This window comes from Sphingomonas sp. 320_CC (assembly GCF_059691795.1).
This window is the reverse complement of the sequence record NZ_JCAWAE010000004.1, coordinates 1-17,200: the sequence shown is the minus strand read 5'-3', so window position 1 is coordinate 17,200 and position 17,200 is coordinate 1. Positions and strand designations below refer to the sequence as shown.

The following is a 17,200-nucleotide window of genomic DNA, read 5'->3' as shown; positions in this document are numbered from 1 at the left end:
AACATCAGCGCGAGCATGATGCCGAACTGCAGCAGGGATGCCGCGCCTGTCGGTGTTGGTCGGGCGATCACGTCAGCGCCGGCAGCGCGTCGAGGTGCTTTTCGAGCGTGATCGGATATTCGCGCACGCGCACGCCGGTCGCGTTGTAGATCGCGTTGGCGACCGCAGGAGCGACCCCGGTCAGGCCCAGCTCGCCAACGCCCTTGGCCTTTACCGGCGAGATCGTCGGATCGACCTCGTCGATGAAGAAGGCGTCGAGATGCGGGATATCGGCGTGCACCGGCACCTCGTAGCCGGCGAGATCGTGGTTCACGAAGAAGCCGAAGCGTTTGTCGATCGCCATCTCCTCCATCAGCGCCGCACCGACGCCCATCACCATGCCGCCGATCACCTGGCTGCGTGCGGTCTTGGCGTTGAGGATGCGTCCTGCGGCGCAGACCGCGAGCATGCGCCGCACCCGAACCTCGCCGGTATAGGCGTCGACCGCAACCTCGACGAAATGCGCCCCGAAGGTCTGCTGCTGGAACTGATCCGCGAGCTTGGCGAACTCCATCAGGTCCTCGACCACGAGGTCGCCGTCTTTTGCCGCGTCGGCAAGCTTCGCCGAACGGTTGCCGCTGCGCACCTGGCCATCGGCAAAGTCGACGTCGGCGGTGTTGAAGCCGAGCCGCTGGGCGACGGTCTCGCGCAGCTTCAAACACGCCGCGTAGACGCCCGCCGTTACGGAAGGCGCGCCCTGCTGCCCGCCCGATCCAGGCGTTTCCGGGAAGGTGGAGTCGCCGAGCTTCACCACAATGCGGTCGGGCGCGACGCCCATCATCTCGGCCGCGGTCTGCTGGACGACGGTGTAACTGCCGGTGCCGATATCCGTCATGTCGGTCTCGATCGTCACCGTGCCGTGCCGATCGAGCCGGGCCCGCGCGCCAGCCTTGGCGATCTTGCCGCCTCGGATCGCTCCTGCCATCCCCATGCCGATCAGCCACTGGCCGTCGCGGACGGTACCGGGCTTGCTCCGGCGCTTGTCCCAGCCGAAGCGTTCGGCGCCCTCCCGCAGGCAACGGACAAAGGCACGGGTCGAAAAAGGCTTGCTGGGATTTTCGGGGTCGACCTGCGTGTCGTTCACGACGCGAAGCTCGATCGGATCCATCTTTAGCTTTTCCGCCAGCTCGTCCATCGCGACCTCCAGTGCCATCAGGCCAGGTGCTTCGCCCGGCGCCCGCATCGCGTTGCCTTCGGCAAGGTCGAGCGTGGCAAGCCGCATCCGGGTCAGCCGGTTCGCGCCCGCATACAGCGTCCGCGTCGAGGTCACGGTCGGTTCGGTACGCCCACCGGCGAGGTTACCCGACAGGCTGTCATGACCGATGGCCGTCAGCCGCCCGTCACGGCCCGCCCCCAACTGCACGCGCTGAATCGTCTTTGGCCGGTGGATCGTGGTGTTGAACATGATCGGACGTTGCAGCGCGATCTTCACCGGCCGCTTGACCACGCGCGCCGCGATCGCCGCCAGCGCCAGATCGATCTGCACGGTCCCCTTCCCGCCGAAGCCGCCACCGATGTAGGGCGAGATCAGGTGGACGTTCTGCTTGGGGATACCCAAGATCAGTCCGAGGTCGCGCGTTCCCCAGTTCATCTGCTGGATCGACGTCCAGCACGTCACGCGGTCGCCGTCCCACTTTGCGATCGATGCGTGTGGCTCCATCATCGCATGGGCCTGGTCGGGCACGGTATAGGTCTCGTCGACCTTGACCGGTGCCGCCGCGAACGCCTTGGCGAAGTCGCCGACCTGCTTCTCGTTGGGGCCGCCAAACTCGCCTTCCGGTGGAACCGGGGCGCTGCCGTTCTGCGCGTGCAGGTCGAACCGCCCCGCCGTCCGCTGATAGTCGACCCGCACCAGCGCCGCTGCCGCACGAGCCTGTTCGAAGGTCTCCGCGACGACGACCGCGACCGGCTGATGATAATGGTCGACCTCCGGCGCGGCGAGCATCTTCTGGACGTAGAACTTGCCGACCCCGGGCTTGCCGGCGTTGAGGTACGTGACCACCCCGACCACGCCGGGCGCACGTTCGGCATCACGCGTGTCGATCGAAGTGATCCGGCCCTTGGCGATCGCGGCGCCCAGGATGTAGCCGTACGCAAATCCGGGCGCGACATCCTGCCATTCATAAGCATAGCTCGCGGTGCCGGTGGTCTTCAGATGCCCTTCGTAGCGATCGAGTGGCTTGCCGAGCACCTTCATCCGGTCGGTCGGGTTGGCGCCTGCGGGTGTATCGAAGATCATGGCTTTACCTCTGCGATCACCGCCGCGAGGGTGCTCGTCGCGAGTGGGATCTTGAATGCGTTTTTGTCAGTCGGCCGGGCGTCGGCAAAGACCGCTTTCGCCATCTCGACCGCGCCGCGGGGCATCGCTGCCTCCGCCGCCTCCACGCGCCAAGGCCGGTGAGCGACACCACCGAACGCTGCGCGCCCGCTGCCGTCGCGCTGGACGATGGCGGCGACCGAAACGAGTGCAAACGCATAGGACGCGCGGTCACGCACCTTGCGGTAGACTTGCGTACCACCGACTGGCGCGGGCAACGTCACCGCGGTGATGAGTTCGCCGTGATCGAGCACATTATCGCGCTCGGGCGTGGTACCCGGCAGCGTATGGAAGCTGCCCGTCGGGATGGATCGCGTCTTGCCGTCCGCCCTCACCGTCTCGACCGTGGCATCGAGCACGCGCATCGCGACCGCCATGTCGCCTGGATAGGTTGCGATGCACGCGTCGCTCGATCCGATGACGGCGAGCTGGCGCGAATAGCCACCGATCGCAGCACACCCCGACCCCGGCCTGCGCTTGTTGCAGGGCTGGTTGGTGTCGTAGAAATACGGGCACCGCGTTCGCTGCAGCAGATTGCCCGCGGTCGTCGCCTTGTTGCGTAGCTGGCCCGAGGCACCTGCGACGATGGCGCGGCTGAGGACGCCATAGTCGCGTCGCACCCGCTCGTCGCTAGCAAGCGCTGTGTTGCTGACCAACGCACCGATCCGCAGCCCGCCCGCGTCGGCCGGTTCGATCCGGTCGAGCTTGAGGTCCTGCACGTCGACCAGATGAGTCGGCGTCTCGATCTCGAGCTTCATCAGATCGAGCAGGTTGGTACCGCCGGCCAGGAATCGCGCGCCGGGATGGCTTGCGACGATACGTGCCGCGTCCGCAGGCGTCCGTGCCCGCTCGTAGGTGAAGCTTCTCATGCGCTCGCTCCTGCCACGTCGGCCATCGCCTCAACGATGTTGGAATAGGCACCGCAGCGGCAGATGTTGCCGCTCATCCGCTCCCGCATTTCGGCGCCGGTCGGCTGCGGGGCCGTCATAAGATCGGCCTGCGCGTGGCTGGGGATGCCACGCCGGATTTCCTCCAGCACGGCGACCGCGGAACAGATCTGCCCCGGGGTGCAGTAACCGCACTGATATCCGTCATGCTTCACGAAGGCGGCCTGCATCGGATGCAGACGCTCGGGCGTGCCGAGCCCTTCGATCGTGGTCACGGCATCGCCGTCATGCTGGACGGCAAGGCTGAGGCAGGCGTTGATCCGCTCGCCGTTGACGATGACCGTGCAGGCTCCGCACTGCCCGTGGTCGCAGCCCTTCTTGGTACCGGTCAGGTGCAGATGTTCGCGCAGCGCATCGAGCAGCGTCGTCCGCGGATCGAGGGTCAACGCGCGGGCCTTGCCGTTTACGGTCAGAACAACCTTGTACGTCGGTAGGGCTTGCGCCGGCGGCGCGGCTTCGGCCGTTTCACTCACGGTAGCGGATGCTGCTGCCGTAGTAGCGGTGCTCATCAGCATCTCCCGTCGTGACAATTGAAAACTCTCGCTGGCCATCGGCGATCCTCCTTGGGCGCGCCAAGGGGCGCCGATCAGGCCTATTAAACGCTTTTGTACGGAGACGGTTACCGCCACGGTGGTTGATGCAACGATGAATCTGCTTCAACATCGCAAGATGCTCGTCACCCGCACCAACCTCACCGACCTCGCCTATTTCCTGGCGATCGCGCGGCACCGGAATTTCCGTCGGGCCGGTCTCGAGCTTGGCGTGTCCGCCTCCGCGGTCAGCCATGCACTGAAGAATTTCGAAGCCCGCGCCGGCGTCCGACTGATCAACCGGACCAACCGGTCCGTGACGTTGACGTCGGCCGGCAAGACGCTCGAGCAGTCGGTCTCCGGGTCATTTGCCGACATCGGCTCCGCGCTAGAAAACCTGGATCAGCTTCGTGCCAATCCTGGCGGTAAGATCCGCATCAATGCCGTGGTCGATGCGGTAACGTTGGTCCTGGGCCCCGTGCTCGCCGAACTGGCTCGCCGTCACCCCGATATCGAAATAGATCTCGTCTCCAGCAACCGTATCGTCGATGTCGTCGGCGAAGGGTTCGATGCAGGCGTGCGCTATGGCGGCACCGTGCCCGAAGACATGATCGCCCAGCGTCTTTCAGCCGACCTCAGGTGGGTGGTTGCCGCATCCCCCGGCTATCTGGAGGAGCATGGCACGCCAACGCACCCGAACGAACTGAAGCATCACCGCTGCCTGGGCGTTCGGCTCGGCGACGACAGTATCTACCGCTGGGAGTTCGAGGGGCCGGACGGCGACTTCGACGTGCCCATCAAAAGTGCCATGACTGCGGACGATAGTCGCTCAACATTGGCGATGGCACTGCATGGTGCGGGTCTGACATTTGGTCTTGAGGCCCTGTTTGCCGAGTATGTCGCCGATGGCCGTCTCCGCCTCGTGCTGACCGACTGGGCGACGATGGGGCCAGGCTTCTACCTCTATTACTCCGGACGGCGACAAGTGCCCGCGGGTTTGCGCGCATTGCTTACCATAGCGGCTAAGCTGAAACCGCTTGGCTGACGGATACCTGGTTATAAGGATCGAGCTCAAAACGCGCGTCGGAACGCCGACTCTTTAACTCAGTTTGTGTCCAACGAACCCATAGGTCGCCGTTCTAATGCCTCCATTGCCTTCAATTTTAGACGTTCGTAGTTGTGTTGGGCAATTTCGGAGGCCCACTCATGCAATATCGGTTTCATGGCTCGTCGATTGCCCCTCAAGGCCCGGTGCCTAGACAGGAATGAACACTGTACCGTCCATCAATATGCGAGCGGATCTGCTGAACGAGGTACGTCTTATCCGCCAGCCGTCTTCGTTTTCGGACTCGGCCCCAACCGGAACAGATCCGGAGGCGTGGCCTATGCGCACCATGCTGCGAACGCCGGTGATCGTGCTCACAATGGTATTTGGAACCGCCGCCGCGGCTGCGATTGCCACCGTCCCTGTCCCCGTCATGGCGTGGTGAAGCTTGCCCATGGAGAATGTACGCGCCACCAAGTCGATCGAGGCGTCGTCCACACGCGTTCCGCTGGCCGTGACATAATCCCGAGGGCGATTGACGTACGCGAGCTTGGGGCTCTGCCGATACCGCGCGGTAACCTCCTCAGGTGTCGCGGCAAAGCCCAGGCGAACCGCGGCATGGGCCCGCATCTGGTCGGCTTTAGCAAGCAGTTCTGGATTGGCGTTCACCTCCGCTGCGGTCTCCACGCCAGTCAGCCCCAGAGCGTTCGCGTGGACCAAGATCGTCGGGCTTCCGGCATCTATCAACGTTGCTTCGAAGGGTACCCCGCCCGACCACTCGATGACACTGGTCGGAGACCCAGTCGGAAAGAGATCGGGGCCATCTGGTCCGCTTTCGAAGTCCAGTCGAATTTCGGCCGCGGGGAATGCAACGCCGTCTAGAATGAAGTCGCCATGCTCCTGTACCTGACCTCCGCAGAACGGAACGTGTGCCACGATCAGCCTTGCCGTATTGACCTGCCAGATCCGGATGGGAGCGATGCCGTCGCGGGGCACCTCCAACATGCCGCGATGGAACGCGAACGGGGCCACCGCCGCTGCGAGGTTACCGCAATTGCCGCTCCAGTCCACGAAAGCGGCATCGATGGGTAGCGCAGCCGAGTAATAGTCCAGGTCGTACCCGGGGCGGGCGCTCCTGCTGACGAGCGCAGCCTTGCTCGTACTCGAGCTTCCGCCGCCCATACCATCGATCTGCTGACCATAAGGATCGGGACTGCCGATAGCGCGAAGCAACAGCTTGTCTCGAGTCAGAGGGTCGGCGGGCAGATCCGCGGGATCGAAGAACAGCCCCTTGCTGGTGCCGCCACGCATGAACGTCGCGCGTACTTCCATCCTCATTCGGGTCTCCGCTACAGCAGTTCTCGCGGGGCTCGCCGCGCCATCGCGAACCGCTCGCCAAACCCTATGCTTTGTCGTTGAGCCACTCAATCTGCGCATGAGCGATCGCCGTCATGCCGACCTGTTCAGCCAGCGCCGCGTGTAGCGGTGGAACGGCGCAATCTTCAAGCGCTGCGGCAATAGCATCGGACAGGGCTGCGATCGTGGCGAGTTCGCGTTCCTGCAACGCTGGCGTCACCGAGATCAGTGCCTGTCGGAGCTTGGCAATGGAAATGGGATCTATCTCATCAGGGATTGGGTGGCCGCCATCCGCAAATTGGTAAGGCTGTACGGCTTTCCGACGATCGGTATGTCGGCGAATTCGGACGCCAGGCCGGGGCGTTCGTCGTAGCCGCTGGCGAAGAAGAAGGCGATCGACACGCTGGAGAGGCGGCGTGCCAGCGGTGCGCTGTTGAGGTCGCCTATGCCGATATCGAGCATGACGATGTCGACGCCACCGCGATCGATCGCTTTCTCGGCGCCGATCAGGTCGGCCGCGATCTCCACCTTCGCGGCACCCAATTGATGAAGCAGGTCCTCCGCCTCGAGCGCGACGATCATGTTATCCTCGAGCAGGAGCACGGATAGTCCGGCCAGGGGACGTTCCGACGGTGCGTTGGACGATGCCGTTCCGATAGGAATCGCTACCAGCATTTCGGGCTCCGCCACGACATGCGCCGCGGGCACGAAAAAGTCGGCTTCGAACCCTGCGGGTGGGTAGCGGGTGCGCGCGAGACCTTGCAGGTCGAACGGGATCATGCGTTCGATGATGACCGAACCGAACCCTCGCTCCCTTGGCTCGGAAGGCGTCGGACCCTGGCGCTCGCGCCACGCCATGCGCACGCCGTCGGTATCGTTCGTGATGTGGAGCTCGACCGTCCCGCTGGTCGAGAACGCGCCGTGCTTGACGCTGTTCGTGACGAGCTCGTGGATGACGAGTGCCAATGTCGCGAGCGCCTGCGCGTCGAACCGAACGGCGGGCCCGAACATCTGAAACCGATCGCGCCGGGTCGGTACGAACGCGGCGATCTCGTCGTCCAGCAACGCGATCAGCGTGCCGGAGACGCCATCGCCCCGCGTCGCGTGATCGTGCGCGCGCGCCAAGGCCTGGACACGGCCGCCAAGCGCCGCGACGTAATCCTCGGTGCCGATACCGTCGATCGCGGTCTGGCCGATCAAGCCGCGGATCAGCGTCAGGATGTTGCGGACCCGGTGGTTGAGCTCGGCAATCACCATGTCCTGTCGCGCGGATCCTTGCTCGGCGTGATTGGTCTTGGTCACCAGCAGCTTCAGAAGGATGCGATCGAATGCCGTGCGGATCATCTCCGCGGCACGGCAATCGCTATCGGTGAACGACGAAGACTGACCGAGGTTGCCACGTACGAACGGACTGAAACTGGTTCTGGGATGCGGCAAGCTCGCTGCCGTGGGTGGTTCGCCTATGTCGACGACGACGACGACAGGATCGGGATCGCCACCCCAGCGCTTCTCTTGGGCGCCCGCCTGCCGGAACAGCAATAAATAGTCGCGAGGCGACCGGGCGATGGGAATGGCGAGCACGCCCGCCGATCGCTCAGAATGGACGAGACAGTCCGTCGCGCAGACGCGGTCGATATCCGCCCTGTGGAGGCTTTCCACCAGCGTCATGATCGCAGCCTTGTCGGGCACTGTCCCGGCAGTGGTGAGCGCGCCGTTGTTCGTCAGCGCAATGCCGTCGCAGTCTATGACCTTCGCGATCGTCGTGCTCAACCACACCGGATCGGCCAGCCGCGTCGGGTCTGCCGATGCCGCGCTGGCAATCTCTTCGATGGCGATACGGTTGCGCGTATCGTCCACGGCGGCGCTGGCATGCAGCCGGTTCTCCAGCGTCAGCGAGAACATCGCGCCGAAGAGTTCGGCGGCGCTGCGCATGACGAAACTCGGCAGCCGCGGCGTGAAATGGTGGCAGGCGAACAAGCCCCAGAGCGTGTTGTCTATAATGATCGAGATCGACAAGGACGCCGCGACGCCCATGTTCCGCAGATACTCGATATGGACCGGCGATACCGCGCGGGTGACTGCCAGCGTCAGGTCGAGGGGCGGCGGCGGCGCAGTCCGGCCCGAGCCCGACGAGACCAGTGCAACGGGTGCCGCGGCGACGTTCGCGATGATCCGGAAAGGGTTGCGGAGATACAGGCTTTGCGCCTGGCTGGGGATGTCGGTCGCGGGGAAGTGCAGCCCCAGCAGCGGATCGACATCGGCCTTTGCGGACTCGGCGATCACCTGCCCGGTACCGTCGTCGTCGATCCTATAGATGAGCGCGCGGTCGAAGCCGGTGATCGCGCGGACTTGGCGCGCGGCGTCGATGTAGAGTGAATTGACCGTAGCCTGCGACTGAACTTGCCCCATCATCGAACGCACCAGGGTCGCCGCACTGCTCGGCTGGTCGCTCCCGCAGGGCTCGCCTTCGATGATGAGCAGATTGCCGCTCAGGTGAAAGGCCAGATCGTAAAGATCTCCCCCCGGCCTCAAGCGCAAGCCGAAAATCCGGTCGATCCCCCGGCCGGCGCCGGGCATCGCAACGCGGTATCGCAAGTGATGCATCGCCGGCTGCGGGATCACGCGATCGAGAAGCATCCCGATGGCGGACTGGGCCTCCATCCCGAGAAACTGGGACAGGTTCGCCGATGCCCTCTCGATTACCCAGTTGTTGGTTACCGCAAGCAGAAAGCCGAAACTCTGGATGCGTTCGGGAAACGTGATCGGTTCGCGCTCGCAATCCGCGTGCATCTCGCAATTATCCCCATCCCTCGGATTTATTTGAAGTATTGCTGGGTCGAGCAGGCAATGTTCAAGAATCCGTTGCGCCATCATCCGACACCTCGTTCGGCGATCCAACATCAAGATCGACTAAGGACTAGTACGTAAGGGGCATTACCTAAGTTGCCGTACGTACTTTAACTTCGGTTAGATTGGTTGGATGTAGAGGTAGGAGAGGGTGGGCGATCGACAAGACGCATTCATCCCGAGATCGAAGCACGGAATATCTGCAACTCTGACAGCGGCACATTCCAAGGGGTCCTATGAGCGTCATCGACAGAATGGATATGCTATCGCGGCCCAGCCCGAGCGCACTTGCACAGCGTTGGAGCGTGGCCTGGTTCGAACTCGATGCGCAGGCCCGGCTGGTGCTCGACGATGCGCTGCGGTTGCAGAGAACGAACCAGGCAGGACAGCGATTGCTCGATGTCGGCATGGTCGCCCCGCATGTCGGCCACCGCCTGCGCTTTGCCGAACCTGCATCCAATCGATTGTTTCAGCAGCAGGCGGCGCTCGCGCTGTCGCGCGACGAGGCGGTGGCGGCGTTGATCCTGCCTTTCGGCGTATCGCGCTGGGTCGCGGTGACAATTCTCAAGACCATCGTCGATGGAACCTGGGTGTTGCTGGTCACGCTGGACGATATCAGTTCGCGCGCGCTGATCGACGCAAGCATAGCCGGCGCGATGTTCGGCCTGACGCCCTCCGAACTGCCGGTGTTCCAGGGCGTGGCCGACGCGGTCTGCCCGAAGGAGATATCGCGGACGCTCAACATCTCCGTGAACACGGTGCGCGCCCATCTGCGGTCGATCTATGCAAAGATGAATGTCAGCGGGGCACCCCAGGCACAAAGAATAGCCTTGTCGCTTTCGGTGCATGTTCAACGCAAACTACACCATAGCGATAGTCAATCAGACCTATTCAACTGAACGATTTGTGAACGAAGGCTAGTGTGTAGACAAAGACCATCGGCGATCCAGTCGATCAATAGCACGGGAATTCATCATGAACGGATTTAAGGTTCTCTCCATCGCCATCGTTGCTTCCACCGCATTTGCCGGTGTTGCCAGCGCTGCTACGTTGACCACGTCGGGCACGATCGCACCGGTCTGCAAGGTCGACATGACCGCACGTTCGTTCGATCCTTCGCACCAGACGCTGCAGAACATCGCTGGCGTGCTGGTCACCTGCAACAAGGCCGGCAACAAGGCGATCACCGTCGATGCTTCGAACGGCTATTTTGCAGGCCCATCCGCGTCGCAGGTTCACTACAACCTGACGCTCGATCTCGACGGCAACCTTCTGCCGTTCAACAACGTCAACATGACCAGCGCGGCGATTACGTCGGGTATCGGCGCACCGGATGCGACCGTCGCCAACGGCCTGCCGGGCAATTTCTCGGTCACGCTGCAGTCGCTGCCTTTCCTCGCTGGCACGTATAGCGAGAGCTGGGATGTGACGGTCGGCTGATACTACTGGGGTGGACGCTGCAATCCGGTGGCGTCCACCTCCTTTTTTTTCCGGGGGGAAACATCGTGCTGAGAACATCGCGCCGCGTCATCGCCAGCCTCGCCCTTACGGCCCTAACCTCGACGCTCGCCTTCGCCTACAGCGTACAGCCGATGATCTACACGCTGACGCCCAGCGGCGCGCGATCGACGGCCCGGATCACGGTGACCAATACCCGAGCCGAAGTCCTCAACGTCGAGCTCCAGCCGTTCTCGGTTACGGTCGACGAAGCCGGCAAGCGGGCCTTCACCCCGGCACCCAGTGATTTCCTGATCTTCCCGCCGCAAGCCAGCATCGCCGGCGACAAGTCGCAGCTGATGCAGGTACGCTATGTCGGTAAGCCAGAGATGGACAGGGGCAAGGTCTTCGTCCTCCGCGTGAAGCAGACCAATTCCACCGAGATGGTCAAGCAGGACGCAGCGGCGGCGATGCAGAGCCACCTGGCGATGTCGCTCAATTTCAACACCACCGCGATCGTCCAGCCGGACTCGCTGAAGCCCGCGCTGGCGATGACCGGCGATCTCGTGCTCGGAAAGGACGGCGCGCTGCACGGACGAATGACCAACAGCGGCGCCGGTGTCGCGGACCTGACGCTCTATAGTTGGCAGTTGAAACGCGGTGACAAGGTCGAACCGCTCGCGCTCGACCAGATCCGCTACGGCGACGCCGTCTTCGTGATGCCTGGCGCGTCGCGTGAAATGTCCCTCGTCGATACGATCAAGGGACCCGCCCAGCTTATCATCGGCGCTCTTCCGGAGGAACGAGGTGGCCGCGGGCTATGACCGCGCACGACGGTCTCCTTGGCGTGCCCAACGGTACTTAAGGCGATCGGCGGTCAGCCTCTGTGCACTGTCCTGCGGCTCGGCCGCAGGTGCAGCCGTTTTCCCGTTCGCGACGCTGGACGTCGCCGCGTTGATCGCGGCCGACGATGCCGTCGCTGGCGCCGGTGAGGCGCGGCAGGGGAACGGGCGCGTTCCCCCCGCTGTCCCCCAGGATGTCCAGCCTGCGATACCGCCGCCCTCGGCAATATCGCCTCCAACGACACCCCCCCTGGTGACACCGCCGTTGGTTCCGCGCGGCCTCGTCGACCTCGACGCGCCGTTACTCGTGAACGGGCGCCTGATTGGTGAGATCGGCGTTCGCGTCGATACGGCGGGCAACGGCGATATCGACGCCATCCGCCTGTTGGCGCTGCTTGGTCCCAGCATCGACGCCACGCTGTTCGCCAAGCTGAAGGCGAAAGTCGGATCGGCTCTCCGGGCACGCTTCGACGCGCTCGACGTCCCGCCGATCCATGTCGGCTATGATCCGGCGACGCTCGAGGTCGCCGTTACCGTGCCGGCGAGCGCACTCGCGCTCCAGTCGCTCAGCATGCGCGGCGACGTTCGTCCCGATCCGTCGCGATACATGCAGCAGGCACGGCTTGCGGGTGGTGTCGGATTGGCGATCGATCAGGGATTCATCGACAGCGGGCCCGACCGCGGACGGTCGCCGTTGCGCGTGACGGCGGACGGGTTCGTCACGTTCGGCGCGTTTCCCGGCGTCACCCTCCGGTCGGGCGGTGTCCTCGCCGAGCATGACGGCGGGCATTACGGGTTCGATCGAGCAGTGACGCGGCTGACCTATGACGATTTCGACTCGGCTATCCGCTACGCAGCAGGAGAGCTGACGCCGCGCATCACGGGCTTCCAGGGCAGCAACACGATCCTCGGCATTGCGGTTGCGCGCGACTATCAGGGGATCCGGCCGTTCGAGAATATCCGTCCCTCGGGGCGCGGCGGCGTGACGCTCGACCGGCCATCGACGATCATCGTCGAGACCAACGGCGTCGAGACGCGCCGCCTGCGCCTCGATCCGGGCCGCTATCAGCTGACCGATCTGTCGTCGCAGTTCGGCGCGAACGACGTCCGGCTGATCGTCGAGGACGATCTTGGCCGTCACGAGGTGGCATCGGCAGCCTTCTTCACCGCGACCGCGATGCTGGCGGGCGGACTCACCGATTTCGGCGCCGCGCTCGGACAACAGGAGAATGGCGAGCGACGCTATGGCGGTCCGATGACCGCGACCGGCTATATCCGGCACGGCTTCGCCAACCGCTTCACGCTCGGCACGGGCGGGCAATATGCGGACGGTAACTGGCAGGTCAGCGGGGAAGGCGTGGTCGGCACGCCGATCGGGCTGTTCCGTGCCCAGGCCAGCACCAGCCGGTTCGACGGAAAGCAGGGGACCGCGTTCAGCATAGACTGGCTCCAGACGCTGACGCTCGACGGAGACACCTGGAATTTCACGGTCCTGTCGAGCCGCTACAGCAAGGACTTCTCCTCGCCCTTCGATCGCGACGGACGGATCAACGACGAGCGCTGGCACGTCGATGCCCGGGCCGACTGGCGACGCGGCAACTACGGTCTCGCCGCGATCGCAAGCTACGGCAGCACGCGCAGCAACACCGGACGGCAAGGCCTCGACCTGAACGGCTATCTCACGCGCGGGCGCTTCGTCTGGACGGCCACCCTCGGCGTCGAGCGTAACCTGCCGGGCGGCTGGCATCCGCAAGGCCTGCTCGGCCTGTCGATGCGCACCGGGCGACGCGATACGATCGCAGCCCGAGTCGACACCCGCCAGAATACCGGGGTGATCGAGGCCAGCCGGAGTCCGATCGACCAGGTCGGCGACCTGTCAGGCCGGATCCAGCTCGGTCGCAGTGACGAGCGTGCGGGCGTATCCGGCGATGCGCGCTATTTCGGCAACCGGTTCATCGCGTCGATCGAGCAGGACCTTCAATATTCCCGCTCGCCGACCGGCATCGGCGCGCGCGAGACGCGGCTGCGGGCCTCGACCTTTCTCGGTTTTGCCGACGGCAAGGTCTCGATCGGTCGCCCCGGCGTCGGCAATTTCGCGATCTTCGATCGACACGCCACGCTCGACGGCGCGGCCGTCACGATCAAGGACGAGGCGGGTTACGTGGTCGGCCGACAGGATTGGCTTGGCGCGCCACTGGTGCCGCTCAACCGGGTCTTCAGCCCGATCCTCGATATCTACGACGTCGACCCGCTGCCCGCCGGCTATGATCTGGGCGACGGGCAATTGCTCGCCTTTCCGGGCTCCGCGTCGGGCTACCGGGTCGCGGTCGGATCGGCGGCGTCGCGGATCGCGATGGGGTTCATCGTCACCGCCAGCGGGCCGGTGTCGAGCTACTCCGGCGTCATCGAGAAGATCGGCGACCAGTCGTTCGGCAAACGGCCGATCTTCACCAACGACGCAGGCCGGTTCGCAGCCGACCATCTCTCGCCCGGCCGCTACCGCGTGACGATCGAAACCGTAGCCACGGTCGAGTTCGCCGTCTCAGAACTCTCGAAGGGAATAGTCGATGTCGGTACGCTTCATGCAGTCCGCCCTTAGCCGCTGGCTTCCCGGTGCCGCGATCGTGCTGGGGTTGGCGATGCCCGTTGCCGCGTTCGCGTGCGATGTCCGGATCGGCACGCTGGTCGCGAGCCCCATCGCCTACGACCCGTTCGGCATGACCCCCGGCGAGGGATCACTGCGAACGACCGTCGATCTGGTCGAGGGTACGGATTGCGAGGCGACCGTCGCACTGGTCGACGATGCGTCGGCACCGTTGCGCACGATCCGGTTCGGCGACGCGACGCGGCCGCTCGTATATCGGATCGAGGTGCAGCCCGGCGACGGCGTGGTAGCCGGGCTTTCCCCCGACCTGTCGACCGTCCGCCTGACGACGGCGCGGCCCCGCGTCACGATCGTCTGGAGGCTGCTGGTCGACCAGGATTCGGTGATCGCAGCCGGCGAATATTCCCGGATCGTCCAGGCGATGCTCCGGACGCCCGATGCTGCCGATGGTTTCTCCGCGCGGTCGACGCTCCTCTTGCGCAGCATCGCCCGCGCGCAGGCAAACTTCGCGGGTACGAGCAGTGGTTTTGCCAGCGGAACCTCGGCGCAGGCGATCGATCTCGGCACGCTTACCACCGGGGAACAGCGCACCGCGATGCTTCAGGTTCGGGCAAACACCGTCGCGCATCTGCTCGTCGTATCGGCAAACACGGGTCATCTGGTCGGCAGCGACTCAGGCCAAGCCCGTATCCCCTATGGCCTTGCGATCGACGGAACACCCGTCGACCTGTCGGGGCCGTCGTCGCGCACGATCGCCCCGCCGTTGACGATCGACGGCGTCGCGCTCGAACTCCGCGTCACCGTCGGCGAGGTGGCAGGCATGCCGTCAGGGCGTTACAGCGACACGATCACGATCGACGTGTCGCCCTGATCTCCGGGGTGTCGACGGCCGGTTCCTCCGCCGACGTGTCGTCGCGCCGCCGATTTGCCGTTCCCGGCGAAAGCCCCAACTTGAGCCGTACCCAGTCGGTCGGTTTCTTGGAATGCAGCTTCACTGCCAGATTGGCGCGGTACACCTCGACCGTCCGGTGGCTGATCGCCAACCGCTTCGCGATCTCCTTGTTGGACAGACCATCGATCAACCCTTCGAACACGTTGCGCTCGCGCGGTGTCAGCGACGCCAACTGATCGACGCCCGCGCGATCCGCGGTCGTGGTCTGCAACTCCCGATCCAGGCTATCGAACCCTTCCGCCAACGCAGCGAGCAGATGCGATGCATCGAAGGGACGCGCGAGAAACTGGATCGATGCCACCTTCATCGCCTCGATCACGGTCGCCACGTCGAGGGTGTCCCCCAGCAGGATCAACGACAACGGTGGCGATCGAGCACTCTCTACCCGCGCAAGGGCGAGTTGCGCGAGTTGCACCGCGCTCGCCTTCACGACGACGCACCCCGGCTCGATATTTTCGATGTCGCCCACAAATTCGTCGAAATCGGGAATGCTGGTGATAGTGTAATTCGCATTGCCTAGAACAAACCTGGATATCTCCTTGAACGTCTGGCCGGTTTTCTCGCCAACGATATAGATACACTGTACGCGGCGTCGATTGCTCGAATCCACCCTGCATTCTCCCGGTTGCGTGCTGCTACTTCTTGGAGGTGGCATTCACGTCCGCTAATCATGCGCTTCATATGCGAGCGATCATAACGAATTGCGGGTCAGTTTCGTATATTCGCGCATATGGTAAAGGCGTTGTAAATAATTACGGGCTTTTAGCATTCATGATTGCCGCGGTCGGACGCGTGACAACGGGCAAAATCGGAACGGGTCATCGCCGGAAGCGCAATCCGTAGCCTATCGGTAAGTGCCCTACGGCGTCCGGTCATGCCCAGTTGCGGTCATCCACGCGTCCACTTCCGCCACCTCAGTGCAGGGCGCTGGGAGCAGGGAGGACGCCGAAGACCTCTCGGTGGTCGAGAGGCGCTCCCGGGCCCGTCCAGCCGCCATCTTCCGGCACACTGGCAGTGCGAATCCAGATGGCGCCTCCTTCGTTCTTGGCTTCGTACATCAGCCGGTCGGCGAGGCCGACATGGTCCTTGTGGATCGCGGTTTCGCTCAGGTCCAACACCAGGGCGCCGATGCTACAGCCCAGCGCGAACGTCGTCTGCAAGCAGTTCATCCGCAGATGCAGCGTGGTGGCAAGCTCATAGCCTTCGGCTTCGCTGTCGACCGGCAGAAACAACAGAAATTCGTCGCCCCCGATGCGGGCGAACACGTCGTCCGATCGGATCAAGTCGCGCACCCCGCTGGCGAAGGCCTGTAGCGCTTCGTCCCCTGCGGCGTGGCCAAGGCGGTCGTTGATTTGCTTGAAACCGTCGAGGTCGACATAGGCGAGTATCCCCCAGAGCTGACCCTTCGCGGCCGCCGTGGCATTGTCGTAAAAGGCCTGCTCGTTGACGAGCCCGGTCAAGGGATCACTCCGCGCGCGGTTCCATTCGCGATCGTGCGAGCGGCGCGTGCCGGACATCAAAACGATGATGATCGTCACCGCCAAAATCCGCATGGCCATGTTCCAGGCGATCGCCGTGCGACCAAGGGGATAAGCCTCCAGCCCGTTCGCGGCGAGCGATACCGCCACACACGTGGCGCTGGTCAGCGCAGCCTCGCGCCAGCCCAGGGTCCACGCGGGCACGCAGATGATCAGCAGGTAGATCGGGCCGAACCATAAGGCATCTCCGGTCGCAAAATCAGCAAGTCCTGCGACTACGACGGCTGCAGCAGTCACGGTGCGTGCCTGAGCGACCGAAAGCGCGGTCGACCAAGCGATCAGAGCGTCCAGACGATCATGCCAGCGCTGAACTGGCGGCATCGCTCGAGGCGACGAAGGTAGTTTCATTTTGTTGCCGTAACGATCAAACATGAAGCTTGTGTTACGAAAAATGCCTCAGCCCCCAGGATTGAACAGGTGAGGACTGCATGGCGCGTTCGTCTTCATCAGTGCGATCAACGGTTCCCGAATGGGCATCGCAGAAATCCTGTTACATCGGACTTCTTAAGGCGGAGCCTCACCGCACGTTTCGCCGTCAAACCAGTTTAATGATCTATCCGTACGAGGAGTATGGCCCGAAGGCTGAACTGGTGGCGAGGATGTCGGATTGTTGGCGTTTGCCGCGAACGACTACACCGCTCGTGAGGGCGGCATGTCGTTTTTTGTAGGAGTTGGTTGCGGGGACAGGATTTGAACCTGTGACCTTCAGGTTATGAGCCTGACGAGCTACCGGGCTGCTCCACCC

The 17,200-nt window shown here is 63.8% G+C and carries 14 protein-coding genes; 6 read left to right on the top strand and 8 right to left on the bottom strand.

The features are described from left to right. Positions 1-67: 67 nt before the first annotated feature. From paoC to paoA, 3 genes are read right to left on the bottom strand one after another with little or no spacing between them, the layout of a single operon-like run. A complete protein-coding gene (gene paoC, locus AC59GX_RS15895; protein ID WP_426282412.1) occupies positions 68-2,278 on the bottom strand; it encodes an aldehyde oxidoreductase molybdenum-binding subunit PaoC in 2,211 nt (736 codons plus the stop codon). Further along, positions 2,275-3,225, bottom strand: a complete 951-nt coding sequence (locus tag AC59GX_RS15890; RefSeq protein ID WP_497302061.1) for an FAD binding domain-containing protein — start codon at positions 3,223-3,225, stop codon at positions 2,275-2,277. The genes paoC and AC59GX_RS15890 overlap by 4 nt, the downstream gene beginning before the upstream one ends. Beyond that, entirely contained in the window at positions 3,222-3,854 is a 633-nt protein-coding gene (gene paoA / locus AC59GX_RS15885; RefSeq protein ID WP_497302060.1) for an aldehyde dehydrogenase iron-sulfur subunit PaoA, read from the bottom strand. Before paoA ends, AC59GX_RS15890 begins: the two co-directional genes overlap by 4 nt. 94 nt (positions 3,855-3,948) lie before the next feature. On the opposite strand from paoA, the gene AC59GX_RS15880 reads away from it, so the two are divergent. Continuing rightward, positions 3,949-4,878, top strand: a complete 930-nt coding sequence (locus AC59GX_RS15880; RefSeq protein ID WP_497302059.1) for a LysR family transcriptional regulator — start codon at positions 3,949-3,951, stop codon at positions 4,876-4,878. 210 nt (positions 4,879-5,088) lie between these two features. Here the strand turns inward: AC59GX_RS15880 and AC59GX_RS15875 are convergent, their stop codons facing one another. From AC59GX_RS15875 to AC59GX_RS15865, 3 genes are all read right to left on the bottom strand, one after another. Continuing rightward, positions 5,089-6,216 carry a PrpF domain-containing protein gene (locus tag AC59GX_RS15875; protein ID WP_426282417.1) on the bottom strand — a complete coding sequence of 376 codons (1,128 nt, stop codon included), beginning with the start codon at positions 6,214-6,216 and terminating at the stop codon, positions 5,089-5,091. A gap of 64 nt (positions 6,217-6,280) precedes the next feature. Then, on the bottom strand, positions 6,281-6,454 hold the full coding sequence (locus AC59GX_RS15870; RefSeq protein ID WP_426282418.1) for a hypothetical protein: 174 nt from the start codon (positions 6,452-6,454) through the stop codon (positions 6,281-6,283). A gap of 41 nt (positions 6,455-6,495) precedes the next feature. Beyond that, positions 6,496-9,024, bottom strand: coding sequence for an HWE histidine kinase domain-containing protein (locus tag AC59GX_RS15865; RefSeq protein WP_497302058.1), 2,529 nt, complete (start codon positions 9,022-9,024; stop codon positions 6,496-6,498). 293 nt (positions 9,025-9,317) lie between these two features. Here AC59GX_RS15865 and AC59GX_RS15860 point away from each other — a divergent pair, with 293 nt between their 5' ends. The 5 genes from AC59GX_RS15860 to AC59GX_RS15840 all read left to right on the top strand — a co-directional run bounded on the left by AC59GX_RS15860 (position 9,318) and on the right by AC59GX_RS15840 (position 14,836). After that, positions 9,318-9,980, top strand: a complete 663-nt coding sequence (locus AC59GX_RS15860; protein WP_426282420.1) for a helix-turn-helix transcriptional regulator — start codon at positions 9,318-9,320, stop codon at positions 9,978-9,980. A 76-nt stretch (positions 9,981-10,056) separates the two neighbouring features. Continuing rightward, positions 10,057-10,521, top strand: a complete 465-nt coding sequence (locus tag AC59GX_RS15855; RefSeq protein ID WP_426282421.1) for a hypothetical protein — start codon at positions 10,057-10,059, stop codon at positions 10,519-10,521. 65 nt (positions 10,522-10,586) lie between these two features. Next, complete coding sequence (locus AC59GX_RS15850; protein ID WP_426282422.1) at positions 10,587-11,342, top strand: fimbria/pilus periplasmic chaperone; 756 nt, start codon at positions 10,587-10,589, stop codon at positions 11,340-11,342. Positions 11,343-11,613: 271 nt separating this feature from the next. Next, positions 11,614-13,959 carry a fimbria/pilus outer membrane usher protein gene (locus AC59GX_RS15845; protein WP_426282423.1) on the top strand — a complete coding sequence of 782 codons (2,346 nt, stop codon included), beginning with the start codon at positions 11,614-11,616 and terminating at the stop codon, positions 13,957-13,959. Beyond that, a complete protein-coding gene (locus tag AC59GX_RS15840) occupies positions 13,928-14,836 on the top strand; it encodes a hypothetical protein (protein ID WP_426282424.1) in 909 nt (302 codons plus the stop codon). Before AC59GX_RS15845 ends, AC59GX_RS15840 begins: the two co-directional genes overlap by 32 nt. Here the strand turns inward: AC59GX_RS15840 and AC59GX_RS15835 are convergent. Both AC59GX_RS15835 and AC59GX_RS15830 read right to left on the bottom strand, forming a co-directional pair. After that, entirely contained in the window at positions 14,814-15,386 is a 573-nt protein-coding gene (locus AC59GX_RS15835) for a response regulator transcription factor (protein WP_426282425.1), read from the bottom strand. The genes AC59GX_RS15840 and AC59GX_RS15835 overlap by 23 nt on opposite strands. A 445-nt stretch (positions 15,387-15,831) precedes the next feature. Further along, the gene (locus AC59GX_RS15830) at positions 15,832-16,827 is read right to left on the bottom strand and encodes a GGDEF domain-containing protein (protein WP_426282426.1); all 996 of its coding nucleotides are present in this window, start codon (positions 16,825-16,827) and stop codon (positions 15,832-15,834) included. Positions 16,828-17,200 lie beyond the last annotated feature (373 nt).

Excerpts from the sequence above, each read along its gene's own strand:
- paoC (WP_426282412.1), bottom strand. The coding sequence starts at position 2,278 with ATGATCTTCGATACACCCGCAGGCGCCAACCCGACCGACCGGATGAAG.
- AC59GX_RS15890 (WP_497302061.1), bottom strand. The coding sequence starts at position 3,225 with ATGAGAAGCTTCACCTACGAGCGGGCACGGACGCCTGCGGACGCGGCA.
- paoA (WP_497302060.1), bottom strand. The coding sequence starts at position 3,854 with ATGGCCAGCGAGAGTTTTCAATTGTCACGACGGGAGATGCTGATGAGC.
- AC59GX_RS15880 (WP_497302059.1), top strand. The coding sequence starts at position 3,949 with ATGAATCTGCTTCAACATCGCAAGATGCTCGTCACCCGCACCAACCTC.
- AC59GX_RS15875 (WP_426282417.1), bottom strand. The coding sequence starts at position 6,216 with ATGAGGATGGAAGTACGCGCGACGTTCATGCGTGGCGGCACCAGCAAG.
- AC59GX_RS15865 (WP_497302058.1), bottom strand. The coding sequence starts at position 9,024 with ATGCACGCGGATTGCGAGCGCGAACCGATCACGTTTCCCGAACGCATC.
- AC59GX_RS15860 (WP_426282420.1), top strand. The coding sequence starts at position 9,318 with ATGAGCGTCATCGACAGAATGGATATGCTATCGCGGCCCAGCCCGAGC.
- AC59GX_RS15855 (WP_426282421.1), top strand. The coding sequence starts at position 10,057 with ATGAACGGATTTAAGGTTCTCTCCATCGCCATCGTTGCTTCCACCGCA.
- AC59GX_RS15840 (WP_426282424.1), top strand. The coding sequence starts at position 13,928 with ATGTCGGTACGCTTCATGCAGTCCGCCCTTAGCCGCTGGCTTCCCGGT.
- AC59GX_RS15830 (WP_426282426.1), bottom strand. The coding sequence starts at position 16,827 with ATGTTTGATCGTTACGGCAACAAAATGAAACTACCTTCGTCGCCTCGA.